The organism is Maribacter corallii (assembly GCF_047345415.1).
GTDB lineage: Bacteria > Bacteroidota > Bacteroidia > Flavobacteriales > Flavobacteriaceae > Maribacter_C.
In genome coordinates this window covers 99527-119117 of sequence record NZ_JBLFEP010000004.1, presented here as the reverse complement: position 1 = coordinate 119117, position 19591 = coordinate 99527, and the positions used below count along the sequence as shown (strand labels likewise).

Here is a 19591-nt window from a genome sequence, read left to right as displayed (position 1 = left end):
ACTAATATCATTTTGAAAAAAGAAGGGACAGCTTACTTTCGAAATCCAAATAAATTTAACGTCATGGGAAAAATAATAGTACTGATTCTTTTAACAACGTTTCCGTTAATCACCGCTTCGCAAATTAGTCAAGTAGATGAAATTGCTCCTTTTAGTGAGGGACTTGCCGGGGTTAGAAAAGGAAATCAATGGGGCTTTATAGACCAAGAGGGAACATTGGTTATTGACTTTCGAGATGATTTAGTCTGGAATGAGAATGCGGATAACGCTACGTCAGGTGTAAAAGCGATTCGCCGACCTAGTTTTAAAAATGGGAGGTGTCTTGTGAAAAAGGAAATCGAGGAAATTCCCGTATACGGTTTTATCGATACAAATGGAGAACTTGTGGTTCCACATAAATTCTTGAATGTATCCCCTTTTAATGATGGCTATACTACAGGTATTATCTACGAAAAGGTATTACAAGGTAGAAATGAAATCAAAATGGAAGTCTACAAATATAAATTTCACGAAGTGGTTATGGATACCTCAGGAAAAATTCATGAATACTTGGTAAAACCAGAGAATATTCAAATGCGGAAGTCTCGATATGAATTGCCTTGGCTTCGGACAAAAATGCTGTCGAAGCGTTTGATTGCAGTTCGTGGAAATGATAATTTATTGGAGATTCGAAAGTTGGATTTGAGATGATAATAAAGGAAAAGGGTTCATGAAAATTGATAATTTCTAGGACAGAAGAAGATGCTATGACGGCTAACATTCCATAAAGACAGACCTGCGATTCATAGTTTTGTTTCCTCTAGTGCAGTACATAAGTTGATGTTTTTTACCGGTCCCACCGATTTGAAATCTGGGAAACATCTTTTTAAAGAACATTTTAATTGCTCTTTCCCCGAAGGATAGACTAGCGTTCGGTGCGGTGAAATGATATTTATCATATGCTGAATTTACTATGAACAATATCTTTGTGCTTTCGATTTCAATGGATTCAAAAAACGGGTAGATGCCTACGTATCAATATGACAATAGAAGTACAAAACCTTAAATGTGGCGGCTGCAGCAATACCATCAAAAACAAATTGGAAAGCCTACCGTTTCTTAAAAACCTTGAAGTAGATGTGGAAGCGTCTAGTTTGCGATTTGAAGAGTTATCACAAGAAAATTTAGCCTTGGTAAAGAAAGAACTTTCGGAAATGGGCTATCCCGAGGTAGAAGACTCGAATAGTCTAGGCCTTAGGGCAAAGTCATATATCAGTTGTGCCAAAGGCCGGTTCCTTTAGTTTCTCATGGATTATTCTATACTAAAGGCGGTAAGGGTGGCATTGAAATACTCAAAATCACCTTCTTCTAAATTCCATATAGCACGTAGCCTGCTGGGAATCAAAAGCCCCTTCATTTCTTTATAGTTTTCTACCATTCCTGTAAACTTTTCTAAGGACTCATCTTTATATCGTTGGGTTTGAAAATGTGTAATTAGACCCTCTTTATTGAAGTGAAAGATTCCTTCTGTACACGTGCCATTGAATTGTACTAGCGCTTTAGTACTTCGTTCATTTATGGTCTCCCAAGCGATATTTTTACTTAAAAACCCCACAGGGTAGCATACGAGCTCGCCTAAACATCTGGCCAGAGCACTTTCGTCGGTTTTTTGGTTATGGAAAATGGCTAAATTTTTTAGGCCGAAAAGGTTGATTTTCACCTCACCTTTCCCGCTCACACTTTTGTCGCGTATGAACAAGGGGTATGCCTGAGCGCTCCAGAGAAAATTTGGGGAACGAGCGGTCATATACTGGATCGCCCTGAAATTCGTCCATCCTTTTCCGACCTTGGTTTTAATACGACCCTGTTGCCTAAAGGAAACATGTCCATCCATGAATTTACCAATTACGCCTACCTTCTCTAAATAGATGCTTAGGGGTTTGGGCAAGTGTTTTAAATCGGCTTCGGTGATTCGTTTTTGTCCTTTAGGATATTGATGGAACAATGCGTTTTTTTCTTTTGAAACCACGTCTTGAAATCGATAAAACCCGAAGAACAGTAGAAGCGCCAGAAAGACAATAAGGGATAAAAAAAGATAGCTATACATGGTACGTATGTTTATATATTGGACATTACGGTCAGTAGCCCGATTCCGAGCAAGAGGAACAATACGAAACGTTTGAATTGGGCCTGAGTAATTCTGTCGAGTATTTTCTTGCCCAAATAAGTTCCAATAATACTCACTCCGATCAGGATAGGAATCAAATACATATCATGCCAGTGAACATAGCCATTGTAGGTATAAACGATACTGCGGCTCAGATCAATACCCAAATCAATGATGGCCGACGTGGCAATAAACTTTTCTTTGTTGAGGTTAAAAGCTGACATGGTAGCACCTCTGATGGCCCCACCTGTTCCTAATAGACCGGCAAACAAGCCGGATAGGGAACCTCCAATGATCGCATTTTTTTTGGTGTCGTCGACCTTAAGGTTTTTGTATATGAGAAATAATAAAGCAAATACGACCAAAAATACACCCAGAAAGATGGTCAGTATTTTAGGATTCGCATATTTGCTCAAGAAACCTCCTAGTGTGACAAATAGAATGGCTGGAACACCCAAATAGAGCATGAGCTTTTTGTCGAACCCCTTTCGAAAGAATCCAATCTTAGCGATATTGCTTGAAAGGTGAAATAGCGCTGTTATGCCCAAGACCGTCTGGAAATCCATAAAGTAGCTTGCCATGGGCACGAAGAAAACGGAGGAACCGAAACCACCGACCGTGCCCAGTATTTCAGCTACGATAGAAAGGATAATAAAAAGTGGTAAATAACGCGTGAGCATGTCCCTAGCTTTAGAGCTCAAACTACCTTTTATAGGGGCCATAGGAAATGATGAATATCATTTGCCATGAAATCAATGCGTATAATCGCAGGAAAACGTATCGGTTCCCTGCGAAGCCTAAATGAAAATGTCTTTCGGGCTAAATTACTTGATATGGGGGTGATTGCAGAAAGGCCTTAGAGAACAAGATTGGAACTGTGAAAACGAAGATCACATCGCAGAGCGGTCGACCATAGTTCAAGGCAATCTATTGCGATTGGTCGAATTTCGGACTACAAGGAAAGACTTTAAAACCTTTTTTTCATAGCCCGCTTCATAGTGGTCGATTTGTTTTAAAATAAGACGGGCCGATTCTTCTCCCATACGATATGAAGGTTGGTCCATACTGGTTAGCGAAGGCTGCAAAAGTTCGTCGACCGGCTCATTGTTGAACCCGATAATGGCAAGGTCTTCCGGAATCTTTAAGCCGCGCTCCTTGGCCGCTAGCATTACCTGAATCGCCATTTGGTCGCTAAAGGCCAAAATGCCGTCAGGGGTTTTGGGCGCATAAAGGAGGCTGCGTGCCGCGCTTAATGCGTTTTCACCATCGAACTTGCTGTACACGATATAATCCGCATTGGGTCGCAACCCTTTTTTCTGTAAAGTTGAGGAATAACCGGCAGCTCTTGCCTTGTTGATTTGAAGGATCTTGGGTCCACCGAAGTAGGCAATATTTTTGCAACCGACATCGATGAGGTGTTGGGTGGCATCCCCACCGGCTTTGTAATTGTCGATTACCACTTTATCGGTTTCCACGTCATCACATTGTCTATTAAAAAAAACCAGTGGAATCTTTCTGTTTTTCAACGCTTCAAAATGACTGAAATCGGTTGTCTCACTTGCCAAGGAGGCAATGACGCCCGCTACGCCCAAATCTATCAATTCGGTCACAAGACTGTGCTCTCGCTGCTGTGATTCGTTAGATTGGCAGACAATGATATGCATGCCACGGGTTTCAGCTACTTTTTCGATCCCACTTATGGCCATGGCATATAAGTGATAACTTATTTTTGGAACGATGACGCCGATAAAGTTACTTCGTTTACGTATCTCAGTGGCCAACATACTTGGAGACATATATTCAAGCGCACGGGCGACTTCCAGAACCTTGTTTTGGGTCTTTTCACCAATTCTAGGATGGCCTTTTAAGGCCCTGGATACCGTAGAGATTGAGAGGCCTAGTGTTTCGGCAATATCCTTTAAAGTCGCTGGTTTGGATTTCAATAGTGTTCGTAATTTAGATTGTGCAAATGTTTGCGCAAAATAATGCAAATAATTTCGCGCATCAAACTAATTATTAAATATATTTGAATAATTGGTCTAATTGGATATGCGCAAATTTGCGCAAAAAATTAAAAATGTGATATGAATCATGAAAAAAGCCTATAAAATTGCAGTGGTAAATGGAGATGGAGTAGGAGCTGAGATCGTACCGGCCGGGGTTTCTGTACTCGATGCCGTAGCGGAAAAGTACGGATTTCAATTGGATAAAGAAGCGTTTCCTTTCGGTGCAGGATACTACAAGGAAAATGGAAAATTCATGTCGGATGATGCCTTGGAAACCTTAAAGGGATTCGATGCTATATTCTTCGGAGCGGTTGGTCTACCCGAAATCGATGATACCTTGCCTGCTAGAGATTATACGTTCAGAGTACGGACTTCTTTTCAGCAGTACATAAATTATCGTCCTGTGAAATTATTCCCTGGTGTGGATAGTCCATTGCGTTACAAAACCCAAGAGGATATTGACTTTGTGGTCATACGGGAAAATAATGAAGGGGAGTTTGTGCAAAGCGGTAAAATTCTCCATGCCGATAAACCGGCCGGTTTGGCTGTGGATACCAGTATTTTTACAAGATTTGGTATCGAGCGCGTAGCGCATTACTCATTCAAGTTGGCCCGTAAACGAAACCGGAAGGTAACTAACGTGACAAAATCGAATACCTTGATAAGTAGCCTCGCCTATTGGGATCAAGTGATTGCCGAAGTGGCGGAAGAATATCCCGATGTGGAGTATAGCAAAATGTATATCGATAATGCATCTGCCAGTTTTGTGCTACGTCCGGAAATCTTCGATGTCATTTTGACGACCAATCTTTTTGGGGATATACTTTCCGATCTAGGTGGCGCTATTATGGGTAGTCTTGGTCTTGGCGGTAGTGGAAATATCAATCCTGAGAAAGAATTCCCATCCATGTTCGAACCCATCCATGGTTCCGCTCCTGATATTGCAGGGCAGAATAGTGCGAATCCGATAGGGCAAATTTGGTCCGCGGCAATAATGCTGGAACATTTAGGGGAAATGGAAGCGGCGCAAGATATTATGGACGGTATCGAACATACCACCGCCCAGGGCAACCTCACAAAGGACCTCGGAGGAACTGCTACCACTGTTGAAGTGGCCGATAGTGTGGTCGAGTTTATTCGAGCCGCAAAAATGGCAACTGTATAATTTAGAATGATAGCTAAAAAAGTCATTGACCTTACCTTGCCCATCAATGGGGAGGTTAGCGGAGTGTTGATCGAACCTGCCAAAACCGTGGAGGAGGATGGATGGAATGCGACAACCTTGCATTTGTATTCCCATAGTGGTACCCATATGGATGCTCCGCATCATTTTGGGGTCAACGACCAAACTATGGACAAAATTCCGGCTGCCCGATTAATTTCCGAGGCCTGGGTGGTCGATTTGACTTCGGTGGTACCGAAAGAATCTATAACCATTGCACATCTGGAGAGTATAGAAAATAAACTTCAAAAAGGCCAAAGTGTACTATTGCATACCGGATGGAGTGAAAGATTGGGAACGGATGCCTACCGGAATCAACTTCCCCGAATAAGTGCTGAATTAGCACATTGGCTCGGTAAAAAAGGAGTGAATATGCTGGGTGTGGAGCCCCCTTCAGTTGCCGATGTCAATGATTTGAAAGAAGTAGCGGAAGTTCATACGATATTGATGCAAAATGATATCGTTATTATCGAAGGGCTGACCAATCTCGAACAATTGTCCCGAGAAAAAGTAACTCTAATCGCCTTGCCCTTAAAGGTCGAAAATGGAGACGGCGCTTCCGCTAGGGTGATTGCGTTAGAATAAACTGATGACCGACCAAGAAATCATACAATCGATAGCGGAAGGACAGGAGAGACCTGGTTATCTGGATGAAATTTGGCATGAGCTTAAGTTCAATCCTAAAACGATAGTGATTTTGGATGATGATCCCACCGGTACCCAAACGGTTCACGACATACCCGTCATTACACAATGGACAGAGGAAGTCATCGAAAAGGAGATTCTTAATAGTCCTGTTTTCTTCATCTTAACGAATTCGAGGAGTCTTCTGCCCGGTGAAGCGGACAATCTGGGAAGATTGATCGGACGTCGATTGCAAAAAGCAGCCGCTAAGTACAATAAGAACCTGGTAGTCATTAGTCGTAGCGATTCCACACTGCGCGGACACTACCCTAACGAGGTGAATGCCCTAGCTTCTGGACTTGGGTGGAATAATGCCAAACACCTATTGGTTCCGGCTTTTTTTGAGGGTGGGAGATATACCTATAAAGATGTTCATTATGTCAAGGAAGGAGATGCATTCATACCGGCAGCTGAAACACCCTTTGCCAAGGACAATACCTTTGGGTATGCTTCTTCCGACTTAAAGGCTTGGATTGCGGAAAAAACGAAAGGGGAGGTAAAGGATACGGAGGTCAAAAGTTTGAGCCTTGATGTTCTTAGAAACCGACCTACTCAGGCCATACAAGATATTTTAAATGGTGATACCAATCATTATATCGCAAATGCAACGGCCTCTTGTGATATGGATGCGATAGCTTTGGCCGGACTTCGGTCAACGGCCCGAATTATTTATAGAACAGGGGCATCTTTTATAAATGCGATAGCTGGAATCCAAATAAGACCACTTCTTGAAAAAGATACTATTTTCACAGAAAATAGATCAAACGGCGGGTTGATTGTGGTCGGTTCGTACGTTCCTAAGACAACCCGGCAATTAGAGTATTTGAAAAAGCATTCAAAGGCCTCATTTATCAAATTTGATGTTGCTAAAATGATAAGGAAAGGTTCCATGGAAAAGGAACTAACGCGGATTGGCATCGAAATAGACCATTCAATTCAGCAACAGAGTAATGTCGTCCTGTATACCGCGAGGGAGGTCATCAAAGGAGATACGAAGGAAGAAAGCCTTAAAATCGTCAATCAAGTATCCCAAAACCTGATTGCTATTATCAAAAGCCTAAAAAATAAGCCTAAATACATATTGACCAAAGGTGGTATAACATCAAGTGATATTGCCGTAAAGGCATTAGGGGTGAAACGTGCACTGGTGCTTGGTCAGGCCATTAAAGGAGTGCCTGTTTGGCGCTTGGACGAAAACGCCAAGTTTAGGGAATTGCCTTATATTGTTTTTCCGGGCAATGTTGGCGAAGACAATGCCCTCTTTACGATAATTCAAAAGTTGACATGAGTACAAAAAAGTATTTTCCCAAGAGGTATTTTATGGTTTTAGGTACCTTTTTGTTGGCCTTGCTACTCTATATAGACCGTGTCTGCATTTCGGTAGCTAAAGAACCTATTTCAGAGACCCTTAATTTGAATGATAAACAAATGGGGTGGGTGCTGGCCGCTTTTTCATTGGGTTATGCTCTTTTTCAAACCCCTGCCGGAATGTTGTCGGACAAATTGGGACCTCGCAAGGTGCTTTCGGTTATTGTGACCGTTTGGTCAGCATTTACCGCCTTGACAGGGGCGGCTTGGAATTTTATTTCGCTCTTGGTGGTACGGTTTTTATTTGGCGCAGGGGAGGCTGGTGCCTTTCCAGGTATGTCAAGGGCAATATACAGTTGGATTCCCCTTAACGAAAGAGGTCTGGTCACCGGAGTGAATTTCTCAGGTTCCCGATTAGGTGCTGCTTTTGCTTTACCATTTGTGGCATGGATGATAGGTGATTTCGGATGGCGGCCAACGTTTATGATTCTGGGTGGTATCGGTGTCGTATGGGCGGGTGCATGGTATGTATTTTTTCGCGATAAACCAGAGGAACATCAGGGCATTTCGGAAGAAGAAAGAACCGTTATTCTTGCGAACAGGCAACAACAAGATGCTAGTGAAAATGGAAATAAAATTAGAATGTCTACCTTGTTACAGTCAAAGAACATGTGGCTGGCTATGGGACAGTACTTTTGTAGTAATTTCACTTTTTTCTTTGCCTTGACTTGGCTTTTTCCACACGTAAAAAGCGAATATAATTTAGATACGTTAGAAGCCGGCTTCTATACCTCGATACCTCTGATTTGCGGAGCCTTTGGTAATTGGTTTTCAGGAGCAATGATGGATAGGATATTCAAAAGTGGTCAATGGAATAGGTCGCGCATCTTTCCTGCATCACTTGGATTTCTGCTGGCCGCTGTCGGATTGGTAGGGAGTATTTACATGGATAGTGCCGTAGGAGCGATCGTTTTTTTAAGTCTCGCTATTTTCGGCGCGGATATGACCTTGCCTCCATCATGGTCTTTCTGTGTGGATATTGGTAAAGAAAATTCAGGAGCGGTGTCGGGTACGATGAACATGGCAGGTAACATAGGTGCTTTTTTGACCGCATTGGCCTTTCCCTATTTACAGTCTTGGACACAATCTACCACTCCGTTTTTTGTAGTGGGCGCACTATTAAATAGTATCGCCATTCTCATGTGGTTTAATATGAAACCACAACAACCTTTTTCAACCTGAGGCTATGACACAACTTAAAGGCGTTTGTATCGGGGCAGGATATTTTAGTCAGTTTCACGTCGAAGCTTGGCAACGCTTGAGAGAAGTAGAAATTGTGGCTGTTTGCGATGTGCACAAAGCAAGCGCAGAGAAATTAGCGACAGCCCATGGTATTCGAAAGGTATATGACGATGTAGAACAAATGTTCATTGCCGAACAACCTGATTTTGTGGATATTATTACGCCGCCGGAAACCCATTTAGAACTTTGTCGTTTGGCCGTAGTGCATAACATTCATATCATTTGCCAGAAACCGCTGGCGCCCAATTTGAAAGAGGCTGAAGAAATTGCCATGCTCATTGAAAAATCCGAAGTGCGAATGATGGTGCATGAAAACTTCCGATTCATGCCCTGGTACCGGGAAATCAAAAAACTCCTTAACGGAGATGTGGTAGGGAACCGTATACACGCGCTTCATTTAAGAATGCGCATGGGCGATGGTTGGCAAGAGGATGCTTATATGAACCGTCAACCGTATTTTCGAAAGATGAAGCAGCTGCTCATGTACGAAACCGGAGTACATTTTATTGATGTTTTCCGCTATCTGGGTGGGGAAATCACCAAAGTGTATGCCCGACTGAAGCGCTTGAACACCAATATTAAAGGGGAGGACTTTAGTTGGGTACAATTGGATTTTGCCAACGGCGGACTAGGTTTTATTGACGCCAACCGTTACAATGAAAGTACAACTACTGATGCCAGACTGACTTTTGGCGCCCTCTTGTTGGAAGGAAATAAAGGAAGTATTCGGCTGTATGAAGATGGAAAAATTACCATACAAGTATTAGGAGAAAAAGAGCAGCCACATGAGTATGCCTTCGAGAACAGGAATTTTGCGGGCGATTGCGTATTTCATACCCAACAACATTTCGTAGAATGTCTAGTATCGAATAGTCCATTTGAAACAGCTGTTGCGAACTACCTCAAGAACATTGAAGTACTTGAAAAAGTATACAAATCCGATAAATCAGGATTGCCTATCGATTTGTAAAGGATTTCTGCAATATTATGGATGGTGCATTGCGCAATTCGATCTTCCATAAATCCGGTCTTGACCATGACCCATAGTTTAATAAAAGACCACAACCCTACAGCTATTGTCTAAAGTAACTGTTAAGAAATTTAGCTACTCGCGACTAAAATTAGAATCATTACATTTAATCATCACCAGTACTACGAAACTCTGTCTTCTTTGAAGTGAACCAACGGACCATATGCTTGAAGATTCTGAGATGTGAAAGAAGTCTGGTCGTTCCTTTCTAAAAAGCGGCTTTTCATTGAAGAAGATTCTAGAAGAAGGTTTATCGGAAAGTCGTACAATAGTTAAAAAATAAATGCGAATCAATAAATACACCAATACCAATGAAAAAACCTATTGCAATTGCAACAATAACATCACTTGAGAATAAAAAACCGGCCCATGCATTGGTCAATGGCCTTGATTTGGTCATTGTCAAATATGACGAGGAGATTTCCGTGCTCTATGGAAGATGTCTTCACCGAGGCGCTTTGATGGCTGACGGTCATATCGATGGCCACAATCTCATTTGTGGAGTACACGGCTGGGATTATCGCTATGATACGGGTGTTTCTGAGTACAATAACAACGAGGTGCTCCATAAATTTACGACCGAAATCAGGGATGGAGAACTATTTGTAGATGAGGCTGAAATCGATACCTATTTAGTGAAACATGCCCAGCCCTTTAATCGAGATGAGTATTTAGGGGCATATGCCGACACCCATCCTGAAGATACGGAACCCTATACAGGTTATATCAAGGAACTCTCCAGAAACGGACTTAAAAATATAGGACATCACGGGTTTTCAGCATCTATGGGGGTTGATAGGAATACGCTTCCGAAGTGGAACGATATTCAATTTTTGCCGGCCCAGTTGGCCTCTAGACCCTTATTGGATGACGAAGCCGTGGCGACCAAGGTGGTCATCGGCCCAAGAGCAAAAAGGCCCCTTGAACTAGACATCCCATTATTTGTTAGTGACATGAGTTTTGGGGCATTGTCTAGAGAGGCAAAAATTGCCTTGTCTAAGGGAGCCGAGCTAGCGGGTACCGGTATCTGTTCAGGTGAAGGTGGAATGTTGCCTGAAGAACAAGCAAGTAATAGCAAGTATTTTTACGAATTGGCTTCGGCCCAGTTCGGTTTTAGTTGGGATAAATTGGATAATGTACAAGCCTTCCATTTTAAGGGAGGACAGGGTGCAAAGACAGGTACCGGAGGACACTTGCCCGGAAATAAAGTGAGTAAGGAAATTGCAGAAGTACGTGGACTCAAAGAAGGGGAGACCGCAATTTCACCAGCGGCCAACCCTAATTTTCATACGCCCCAAGATTTTAAGGATTTTGGCGATAAGGTTCGTGAACGTACAGGTGGAATTCCCATCGGCTTTAAAATCGCCGCCAGTCATATAGAAAAAGACATTCAGTTTGCCCTTGACGCCGGGGTCGATTATATTATTCTCGACGGTCGAGGAGGTGGAACGGGTTCGGCACCCACCATTTTAAGAGATCATATTAATGTACCGACTATACCGGCCTTGGCGCGTGCAAGAAAATATTTAGATAAGGTAGGCGCGACCGATATCACTTTGGTCATTACCGGCGGTTTACGCGTAGCGGAGGACTTCTCGAAAGCGCTGATGTTGGGGGCCGATGCTATCGCCGTATCGAATTCGGCCCTACAGGCCATTGGTTGTTTGGGTATGCGTGCCTGTGGAAGCAATAATTGTCCCGTAGGTATTGCTACTCAAAAAGAGTCCTTGCGCAGCCGATTGATTATCGAATCTTCCGCAAAGCAGCTCCATAACTTTTTTGACGCGACCAATCACTTGATACAAGTAGTGGCCCGATCGTGTGGATATGATGACATCAGTAAATTCAATCCTGATGACTTGTCTACTTTTGATTGGGATATGCACAAATTAACTGGAATTAGTTACGCCGGAATTTAATGGGGAACATGGACAAACAAATGCACTTGGCTGCACAATATTTGGCCGCCGCTGGAATAAACTTCGTTCCGAAAAAAGAGGATGACAGTCATACCAATCTGGGGTTTTCAATACTTAAGAGAAGTTTGGAAACACATCCACTTTCCGAAAAAGGAGATACCCTTTCATTGAGTTATGCTAGCTTTAGTTTGCAATGGAGTTCGCCAAATAACACCGAATCTTTAGCATTAGATGGAGTTTCACATCAGGCTATTTTACAGTGGATTAACAATTTATCAGAACGCTTTTTAAGCGAAGCCTATTCCTATGGATTTCATTACGAGTTGCCCTATGAAATAACAGATGACCATGTATTCGAGCTCAGCGATTCAGAACGTTTGGCGGAGCTAAAACAACTACGAATTCTTGCGCAATCGGCTCTGAAAGAAACTTTGGCATCGACTAAATTAGAATCCCCTATTCGGGTATGGCCCCACCATTTTGATAGTGGTGCATTTGTAAGACTGAATGAACAGGTATCCCTAGGTTTCGGGATGGCGATTCCGGACAGTGTCTGCAATGAATATTATTTTTATATCAGTGGATATCGAGGGCATGATTCTATTGCTCCGGACAGTTTTTTGCCTCTTTCCAAAGGGGAATGGAAGAACGATACTTTCGTCGGAGGCGTGCTTGCTGCTGAAAATGTTGCACTGTCTGATGTGGTCTCATTTTTTGAGGAGGCAATAGCGCAGTACCGTAAGTAAGAACAACCTCTTGTAAAGGAGGGCCCCGGACTTTTAAATTCTTCTTTGCCAAATGCCCGCTCCCGTATTCAAAATTCTGATTGTTTTCTGAGATAGATTATGTTCGTGTTCAAAAGTCCGGTTTGAATTTTGCTATTTTCCTAGCATTCGGCTTATGATGACCAAACGTTTAACAATAGGGAACTAGACATATACTGAACAAATGCGCATTTTTGGGCGTAAGGTTAAAATACGCCCATAGATAGTCAATGGCCCTTAAGTCTTCTCCAACGATTTTTGGTAAATTTAAAGTAGTGCGAATAACTGATCATACCATGTATAGATTAGAACATCAGAACAATTTCTTACCGAATCGATTAACTAGTTTTAGTGCTTATAGAAGACATTATGAAAAACAGCGTTCCATTTTTACTATTTGCCTTGTTCTTGAGTATTTTATCCCTAAAAGCTCAAGTAAAAGTTTATGAAGGCACCGAGATCATTCCGACCTATCAGAAAGGCGCTGATGAGGTCAGCCCGATTTTTTATACGGGGAGGGGCGTGCAGGGAGCCCAAGGAAAGGTCTACCCGTATCCCTCGCAGACCAAATTGGGCGATTCCTTGACCGATGTGACCTATGAAATGGTTTATCTGGAAAATGAATACATACGAGTGAAAGTGCTCCCCGCTTTTGGAGGGCGGCTTTTTTCGGCTATTGATAAAACCAACGGGCACGAGCTTTTTCATACCAATAGTGTTATCAAGCCAGATTTGATCGGTACGCTTGGCGCTTGGGTTTCCGGGGGTATCGAATGGTGTTTTCCACATCATCATCGAACGAGTACACTGATGAAGAGCGATTATCGCATGGTCAACAATGAGGATGGGAGTGCCACGGTATGGATCGGAGAAACCGAGAAAACTATGGACATGCGTGGCGTTATTGGTATGACACTCCACCCAGGCAAGTCATATATTGAAGTCGATTATCGAATTAACAATGCCAATACCCTGACCAAGACATTTCTCTTTTGGGCCAATGTGGCCATTACCTCAAATGATGATTTTAGAACCTTTTGGCCTCCAAGCCAAGAAATCGGGGTGTTTCATAATAACCGAAGTTTTATCCAATGGCCGATTTCCAATGCCACGGATGACTATGGACGTACCAGTTATCCTGAAGGGGTCGATCTGACCTGGTGGAAGAATCATCCGAATCCTGTTTCCTTTTTTATGTGGGATATCAAAGAAGGGTTCATCGGCGGATATGACTATGCACAAAAAGCAGGTACTGTTCACGTCGGAGACCCGCACGAAAACAATGCTTCCAAATTATGGCAATTCGGACCGGGCCTACAGGGGCAAAATGCACGAAGGAAACTTACCGATGATGGTAAGGCGTATGTGGAATTAATGACCGGAACCTTTTCGAACAACCAACCTGATTACAGCTGGATTCTTCCCCATTCGGTCAAGGATGCCAAGAATTACTGGTACCCGCTTCGAGATTTGGAAGTAGTTAAAAATTCAACCATAGATGCTTCCGTGACACTACAAATGCGAAATGCGAAGACTGTTTTTTACGGATTCAATACGACATCCGTTTTTAAGAATGCGAAGGTGGTCTTGACATATGGGGAAGATGTACTCACAGAGAAAATTACGGATATCGACCCGGCGACTCCCTTTACGGATACCTTTAAAAACCGAAAACCATTAGATGAGTATCAGCTGCATGTTGCACTTTATGACGCGACGGGGAGGGAATTGGTGTCGTATCGACCCTACAAACCAAAAAAACCGGAATTGCCCGAACCACAGCAGCGGGTAAAGAGCCCTTCGGAATATGATTCCGTAGAGGATTTGTATTTGACGGGTAGGTTTGTGGAGCAGTTCAACCGCCCGGGAATGAACGCGGATGATTACTATTTGGCCGCTTTGGAAAAATCACCCAATGATTATCGCACTAATATTGCCTTAGGCCAACGTCGCTTGAACCAAATGCGCTATACGGAAGCCTTAACGTATTTACAAGCCGCCGCCGATAAACTGAATGTAAAGTACTACCAACCTAAAGAAGGTGAATTATTCTACTACAGAGGTTTGGCCCATAGGGCGCTTGGCAATGCAGAGGATGCATACAAAGATTTGGCCAGATCAACCTGGTATTATCAGTGGTACGCCGCCGGTAATTTTCAATTAGCACAAATAGAGAGCGTAAAAGGGAATCTTGATAAAGCCCTGGAGTATAGTGCCGAAGCCTATTCCACCAATACCAGGGATGGACGCATCGTACAGTTATATGCGACGCTTTTGAGAAAGACAGGCCATACTGAAAAGGCGAAATCGCTCCTTGAAGATCAATTGGCCTATGACCCCTTAAATTTTGCTGCCCTCTACGAGCAACAGCTGCTAAATGGAAAATCGACATTAACCGCATGGTATAAAAACATGCAAGATGTCGAAAACAATTACCTAGAAATTGCCACGAATTATATGAACGCCGGGCTTTACGAAGACGGAATCAACCTGTTATCGGACATTAGGGCCCCTAAAAATCCATTGGTACATTACTATCTTGCATGGTTTAACGGTCAATTAGGGAACACGAGCAGGGCACAGTTGTACTTGGCAGGTGCCAAAAATTGCTCCTTCGATTACAGTTTTCCCTATAGGGCCGAAACTGAGGTTGTATTGAAAAATGCCGTGGTGATGGATGATGACAACGCCAAGGCCAACTATCTTTTGGGCAATCTTCTTTATGACCATCGACCCGATGATGCCATGGCCGCTTGGCAAATGGCCGCCGAAGCCGACGCTACCATTTCTATGGTATGGAGAAACTTGGCATTCGGTCAATTTTATCATCATAAGGATCCAAAAAAGGCGATCGCAAATATGACCAAGGCCATTTCCATCAATGGGAAGAATCCGCTATGGTTCGCCGAAATCTCAAAGTATTATGATGAATCTGAAGAAGATAGCAGTGAGAACCTGAAAATATTGCAGGAGAATATCACCGTGGTCCGTGAAGATGTGGCGGCCCCAAAAACACTGGTGCAGCTGTTAAACCTTGAAGGGAATTATGATGAAGCCATCCGATTTTTAGGGGAACACCACTTCCGAACTTGGGAAGGCGGTCGTGAAACCTATTGGCATTATGTAGATGCCCATACGTTGAAGGCAAAACAGTTGATCCAACAAAAAGAATTTACAAAGGCCATTACACATTTAGAACGAGCCTTGGAATACCCCGAAAACCTGGAAGTGGGTAAACCCACACATGATGAGAAAAATGCCATGATCTATTATCAGATGGGCGAGGCCTATACGGCTCTCGGGAATTCGAAAAAGGCAAAAGAAAGCTATCAGAAAAGTGCCGAAGCCGAGAACGGGCGTGGAATGCACGATTTACTCTTTTATCAGGCGATGGCCAACGAGAAATTAGGTAGAAAAGATAGTGCGGTAGGTATGTTTCAAAACCTTATTAAACTGGGGCAACAACAACGTTCTGGCGGTAGCAATAATACGTTGGTAGCTGTGGAAGAGGCATCGGTCACGAATAAAAAGGGCGTGTCACAGTCGTATCTCTTGGAAGCACTTGGTAATATGGGCCTTGGTAAAATGGAGGAGGCAAAACGTCTGCTCAAAAGCGCCACGGAGACCTATCCCAACAACCTTTGGGCAAAAGTGATGTCTGAAATTTGACCGCTCCCTAATTCGATATAATGAAAAGGTAGAATAGCGATAACTGGTTCGAAATGCATCTCCCTCCGGTTATCGAGGGAAATCGAAGCTCTACATCGACGATTTTTCCAATTTACGATATTTCAAAAAATGTGCATCAGGCCAATCGCTTTGGACTTGTACTGTTTACAGATTAGTCGATACTTCTGTTGTCAAACAACAATGGAAAGAACTTGCCCTTCATTTGCTGACCTTTTTTGACTCCAATAGTACTTCCTCGTAACATTTCACCGTCAGTATCACTTTCGGTGCCATCGGCAAATACATTGATTACAAAGGCCCTTCTGCTGATAGAAGAAGTGTTTTCATAAGACCCGTGAACCATTAATGGATGATGAAAGGTCGCATGGCCTGCTTGAAGTTCTATAGCTACCGGTTTGAAGTTCGCCTTTTGTTCCGCTGTGAGCATATCGAGCAGCGCATCCATGTTTCCGGCAAGTTCTGGCTTTCTAAGCAGTCCCCAGCGGTGGCTTCCCGGAATGTACTGAAGGCATCCATTGGCCGTAGTGGCGTCATCCAAGCCCGTCCAACAGGTCAGGTGTTGCATGGGCACTGTTCTTGTCCAATACGAATAGTCTTGATGCCAAGCCACAACACCTCCATGACGAGCGGGCTTGCAAAACAATTGGTCGTGCCAAAATCGTACGGATCGCTCTCCTAAAAGTTGGTATGCCGCCATAGTAAAAGCCGGATTCCAGAGGATGTCATGAAATCCTTCGGTAATCCGCCAATGGCCCAGAGAGTGAAATAAGACCGTATTTGGGTCTGTGGATTGATTGCTATGGAACTCATAGAACAAATGATGCAATGGATGCTTTGGGTCACGCAATTCATCCAATTCTTTACGTAATACTTCTATCTGCTCAGCATCGAGCAGTTTAATGCCCGAAACATAACCGTATTCCTCGAAGTGATCAAGCTGATCTTTACTTAGTCGATACTGATCCCATTCTTCTTTGGTCTTCGGCAGTTTGAAAAGCTCGGACAGTAGTTCATGTTTTTCTGCAAGGTCTTTTGTGGTCTTCATTTCTCTTTACTTTAGTTTTTGATACTACCAATTGGTGAGCGAACCGTCATCTTTGCGAAGCCGAGGAATATCCACCAATTGAAAGTCCTGCTCCAATGCCAATGCCTCATTGAATTCCACACCCAACCCTGGAGTATCCGGAACGCGATAACGGTTTCCCTCCAATTTGGGTTGTATCGGATAGAAATCGGGTGCGTTCGTTCCCATATATTGAGCAGGGGTGTTTACTTCTTCCAAATAACTGAAATTCGGACATGCGGCTGCCATATGAATGCTAGCAGCCGTACAAATAGGTCCCAGGGGGTTGTGTGGCATCAAATCGACATAATGGGTTTCCGCCATTGACGCCACTTTCATCGATTCGGTAATACCGCCTACGTTGCAAACATCGATTCGGGCGTATTGTGCGATGTCATTTTCCAGAAACGGCTTGAACTGCCATTTACTTGAAAATTCCTCACCGATGGCGAAAGGTACATCGATCATCGCTCTCAGAGCCTGATAGGCCTCAGGGTTTTCGTCACGAATAGGCTCCTCAAGGAAATCGATCGTCCCAGGGGGCATTCGTTTCATAAAGGAATAGGTTTCCGCAGCGTTCAAACGTGTGTGATAATCAACACCAATAACGATACCCGGCCCTACTTCATTTCGTAATTCGGTAATCCATTTAGAAAGTTTTGCAATAGACTCTCGAGGCTCGAATCTAGTTTTGTTATCCTGTGATTCGAATTCCGCAGGGGCCAGTCGCAAAACCTTCCAACCTTCGGCTACACATATCTTCGAATAGTTGAGTAGTTCCTCCTTGGTCGTGAATCGAACCGAGGCAAAACATTCCACGTAGTCTCGCTGTTTCCCTCCTAATAGTTCGTATACGGGTATACCTAAGGCTTTCCCTTTGATATCGTATAAGGCGATATCGATGGCAGAAATGGCTGCTGCTAGCACCCGCCCGCCCTCAAAATATTGACCGCGATACATTTCTTGCCAGAGGGCCCCGATCTGACGGGCATCCCGCCCAATCAAAAAATCACGAAAATGGTCGATTGCTCCAACCACGGCCAGTTCACGTCCCGACAGCCCAGAACACCCCCAACCATGGATCTCGGCATCTGTTTGCACTTTGACCACAAGTTGTACGCCACCATTTTTCAAATTGATCGGATATGTTTTTATGGCTGCTATGTTCATTGTGTATTTCTTTTCTTGAGAATGATACGTTCTACTTTACCTACGATAACCGTGTAGCAAATCAATCCAAATAACGCCATTGCCCCGATGAAGTAGAGCGCAGGACTAAAATCACCATCCTGTACCAAAAACCCGATGACAATAGGAACTACGATACCAGATAATCCGCCAATAAAGTTAAAGGTTCCACCGATAAGCCCCAAGTGTTCTTTGGGAGCTATTAGTGAAATGAAGACCCAGGCGATACTGGCCAATCCCGTTCCGAAGAAGGCAAGGGAGAGGAAGAAAATGATCAAGGTATTGTTATCCGTATAATTGGCACCAATGATTGCCGTTGATAGTAGCATACCTATGATGATCGGGGTTTTTCTCGAGACTTCCGGGGTGTACCCTTTTTTCACTAAAAAATCTGAGGTAAAACCTGCTAATAAAACCCCTGCAAAGGCAGCCAAGTATGGAATGGAGGCATAAAACCCCGATTTGATAAAATCCAATCCCCTGAAGTCGATCAAATAGGTGGGAAACCAGGTCAAAAAGAAAATTGTTGTTCCACCCAAACAAAACTGACCGAGATACAATCCCCATAGTTTACGATAGCGAAAAGCTAGGGCCAGATCGGCCCATTCCATTTTTTTAACGGCTTTCGATTTACCCTCTTTGGTGACCATTCCTCCACCAGCTTCGATCAAGCGCAATTCTTGTTCACTTACTTTCGTATGATTTTGGGGATCTCGATAGCAGATATACCAAACGATGGCCCACACCAATCCGATAATACCGGAAACGACGAATAACCCTCTCCAGCCCAGTGCATCTTGAATAAGTGCCAAAACGGGAAGTAAAACGGCCATGCCCAAAAATTGGCCTGAGGTATAGGTTGCGATTGCCGAGGCTCTTTCGTTTTCTGGAAACCATCGCGTAACTACCAGATTGTTAATAGGGTAGGAGGGTGCCTCGAAAACACCAATACTCGCTCGCAGTCCGATAAGCGCTGCAAAAGAGTTCACCACCCCTTGGAAAAGGGTCGCTATGGACCATAGCGTCATGAGTATGGGGTACAGTATTCTAGACTTTACCCTGTCGGCGACAATTCCACCTGGAATCTGTAGAAGTGAATAGGTCCAACCAAAGGCGGAAAATATATAGCCCATTTGAATGGCATCGATGTTAAGCTCTTGTTTCAATGCCGATGCCGCAATTGACATATTGGTACGGTCGAGGTAATTGATGACGACCGTCACAAATATCATAGCAAGTATGTTGTACCGTTTTTTAGTGATTTTCAAT

General features: G+C 43.4%; 16 protein-coding genes. 10 read left to right on the top strand and 6 right to left on the bottom strand.

Annotated features, from left to right (window positions below):
• Positions 1–63: 63 nt before the first annotated feature.
• Together ACKWCA_RS14820 and ACKWCA_RS14815 are read left to right on the top strand one after the other, a co-directional pair.
• On the top strand, positions 64–690 hold the full coding sequence (locus ACKWCA_RS14820) for a WG repeat-containing protein (RefSeq protein ID WP_413978999.1): 627 nt from the start codon (positions 64–66) through the stop codon (positions 688–690).
• Positions 691–1019: 329 nt separating this feature from the next.
• Entirely contained in the window at positions 1020–1280 is a 261-nt protein-coding gene (locus ACKWCA_RS14815; protein WP_413978998.1) for a heavy-metal-associated domain-containing protein, read from the top strand.
• An 11-nt stretch (positions 1281–1291) separates the two neighbouring features.
• Here the strand turns inward: ACKWCA_RS14815 and ACKWCA_RS14810 are convergent, their stop codons facing one another.
• From ACKWCA_RS14810 to ACKWCA_RS14800, 3 genes are all read right to left on the bottom strand, one after another.
• On the bottom strand, positions 1292–2086 hold the full coding sequence (locus tag ACKWCA_RS14810; protein ID WP_413978997.1) for a DUF6544 family protein: 795 nt from the start codon (positions 2084–2086) through the stop codon (positions 1292–1294).
• Positions 2087–2097: 11 nt separating this feature from the next.
• Positions 2098–2826, bottom strand: coding sequence for a sulfite exporter TauE/SafE family protein (locus tag ACKWCA_RS14805; protein WP_413978996.1), 729 nt, complete (start codon positions 2824–2826; stop codon positions 2098–2100).
• A 237-nt stretch (positions 2827–3063) separates the two neighbouring features.
• Positions 3064–4089: a LacI family DNA-binding transcriptional regulator gene (locus ACKWCA_RS14800; RefSeq protein ID WP_413978995.1), complete on the bottom strand. Its 1026-nt coding sequence runs from the start codon at positions 4087–4089 to the stop codon at positions 3064–3066.
• Between the two features lie 148 nt (positions 4090–4237).
• Here ACKWCA_RS14800 and ACKWCA_RS14795 point away from each other — a divergent pair, with 148 nt between their 5' ends.
• The 8 genes from ACKWCA_RS14795 to ACKWCA_RS14760 all read left to right on the top strand — a co-directional run bounded on the left by ACKWCA_RS14795 (position 4238) and on the right by ACKWCA_RS14760 (position 16050).
• On the top strand, positions 4238–5317 hold the full coding sequence (locus ACKWCA_RS14795) for an isocitrate/isopropylmalate dehydrogenase family protein (RefSeq protein WP_413978994.1): 1080 nt from the start codon (positions 4238–4240) through the stop codon (positions 5315–5317).
• Positions 5318–5323: 6 nt separating this feature from the next.
• Positions 5324–5959 (top strand): cyclase family protein, encoded by a 636-nt coding sequence (locus ACKWCA_RS14790; protein WP_413978993.1) that lies wholly within the window; start codon positions 5324–5326, stop codon positions 5957–5959.
• A gap of 4 nt (positions 5960–5963) precedes the next feature.
• Complete coding sequence (locus tag ACKWCA_RS14785) at positions 5964–7346, top strand: four-carbon acid sugar kinase family protein (protein WP_413978992.1); 1383 nt, start codon at positions 5964–5966, stop codon at positions 7344–7346.
• The gene (locus ACKWCA_RS14780; RefSeq protein WP_413978991.1) at positions 7343–8608 is read left to right on the top strand and encodes an MFS transporter; all 1266 of its coding nucleotides are present in this window, start codon (positions 7343–7345) and stop codon (positions 8606–8608) included. Before ACKWCA_RS14785 ends, ACKWCA_RS14780 begins: the two co-directional genes overlap by 4 nt.
• A gap of 4 nt (positions 8609–8612) precedes the next feature.
• Entirely contained in the window at positions 8613–9638 is a 1026-nt protein-coding gene (locus ACKWCA_RS14775) for a Gfo/Idh/MocA family protein (protein ID WP_413978990.1), read from the top strand.
• 371 nt (positions 9639–10009) lie between these two features.
• The gene (locus ACKWCA_RS14770) at positions 10010–11617 is read left to right on the top strand and encodes a glutamate synthase-related protein (RefSeq protein ID WP_413978989.1); all 1608 of its coding nucleotides are present in this window, start codon (positions 10010–10012) and stop codon (positions 11615–11617) included.
• A gap of 8 nt (positions 11618–11625) precedes the next feature.
• Positions 11626–12363, top strand: coding sequence for a hypothetical protein (locus tag ACKWCA_RS14765; protein WP_413978988.1), 738 nt, complete (start codon positions 11626–11628; stop codon positions 12361–12363).
• 387 nt (positions 12364–12750) lie between these two features.
• Entirely contained in the window at positions 12751–16050 is a 3300-nt protein-coding gene (locus tag ACKWCA_RS14760) for a DUF5107 domain-containing protein (protein ID WP_413978987.1), read from the top strand.
• 172 nt (positions 16051–16222) lie between these two features.
• Here ACKWCA_RS14760 and ACKWCA_RS14755 read toward each other — a convergent pair whose 3' ends face one another.
• The 3 genes from ACKWCA_RS14755 to ACKWCA_RS14745 are packed head-to-tail and all read right to left on the bottom strand — an operon-like array spanning position 16223 to position 19590.
• Positions 16223–17116, bottom strand: a complete 894-nt coding sequence (locus tag ACKWCA_RS14755) for a phytanoyl-CoA dioxygenase family protein (RefSeq protein ID WP_413978986.1) — start codon at positions 17114–17116, stop codon at positions 16223–16225.
• Between the two features lie 24 nt (positions 17117–17140).
• Positions 17141–18304, bottom strand: a complete 1164-nt coding sequence (locus ACKWCA_RS14750; RefSeq protein ID WP_413978985.1) for a mandelate racemase/muconate lactonizing enzyme family protein — start codon at positions 18302–18304, stop codon at positions 17141–17143.
• A complete protein-coding gene (locus ACKWCA_RS14745) occupies positions 18301–19590 on the bottom strand; it encodes an MFS transporter (protein ID WP_462046060.1) in 1290 nt (429 codons plus the stop codon). The genes ACKWCA_RS14750 and ACKWCA_RS14745 overlap by 4 nt, the downstream gene beginning before the upstream one ends.
• Between the last annotated feature and the right edge of the window lies 1 nt (position 19591).

Coding starts and splice junctions, on each gene's coding strand:
- ACKWCA_RS14820 (WP_413978999.1), top strand. CDS start 64: ATGGGAAAAATAATAGTACTGATTCTTTTAACAACGTTTCCGTTAATC.
- ACKWCA_RS14815 (WP_413978998.1), top strand. CDS start 1,020: ATGACAATAGAAGTACAAAACCTTAAATGTGGCGGCTGCAGCAATACC.
- ACKWCA_RS14810 (WP_413978997.1), bottom strand. CDS start 2,086: ATGTATAGCTATCTTTTTTTATCCCTTATTGTCTTTCTGGCGCTTCTA.
- ACKWCA_RS14805 (WP_413978996.1), bottom strand. CDS start 2,826: ATGCTCACGCGTTATTTACCACTTTTTATTATCCTTTCTATCGTAGCT.
- ACKWCA_RS14795 (WP_413978994.1), top strand. CDS start 4,238: ATGAAAAAAGCCTATAAAATTGCAGTGGTAAATGGAGATGGAGTAGGA.
- ACKWCA_RS14790 (WP_413978993.1), top strand. CDS start 5,324: ATGATAGCTAAAAAAGTCATTGACCTTACCTTGCCCATCAATGGGGAG.
- ACKWCA_RS14785 (WP_413978992.1), top strand. CDS start 5,964: ATGACCGACCAAGAAATCATACAATCGATAGCGGAAGGACAGGAGAGA.
- ACKWCA_RS14780 (WP_413978991.1), top strand. CDS start 7,343: ATGAGTACAAAAAAGTATTTTCCCAAGAGGTATTTTATGGTTTTAGGT.
- ACKWCA_RS14775 (WP_413978990.1), top strand. CDS start 8,613: ATGACACAACTTAAAGGCGTTTGTATCGGGGCAGGATATTTTAGTCAG.
- ACKWCA_RS14770 (WP_413978989.1), top strand. CDS start 10,010: ATGAAAAAACCTATTGCAATTGCAACAATAACATCACTTGAGAATAAA.
- ACKWCA_RS14765 (WP_413978988.1), top strand. CDS start 11,626: ATGGACAAACAAATGCACTTGGCTGCACAATATTTGGCCGCCGCTGGA.
- ACKWCA_RS14760 (WP_413978987.1), top strand. CDS start 12,751: ATGAAAAACAGCGTTCCATTTTTACTATTTGCCTTGTTCTTGAGTATT.
- ACKWCA_RS14755 (WP_413978986.1), bottom strand. CDS start 17,116: ATGAAGACCACAAAAGACCTTGCAGAAAAACATGAACTACTGTCCGAG.
- ACKWCA_RS14750 (WP_413978985.1), bottom strand. CDS start 18,304: ATGAACATAGCAGCCATAAAAACATATCCGATCAATTTGAAAAATGGT.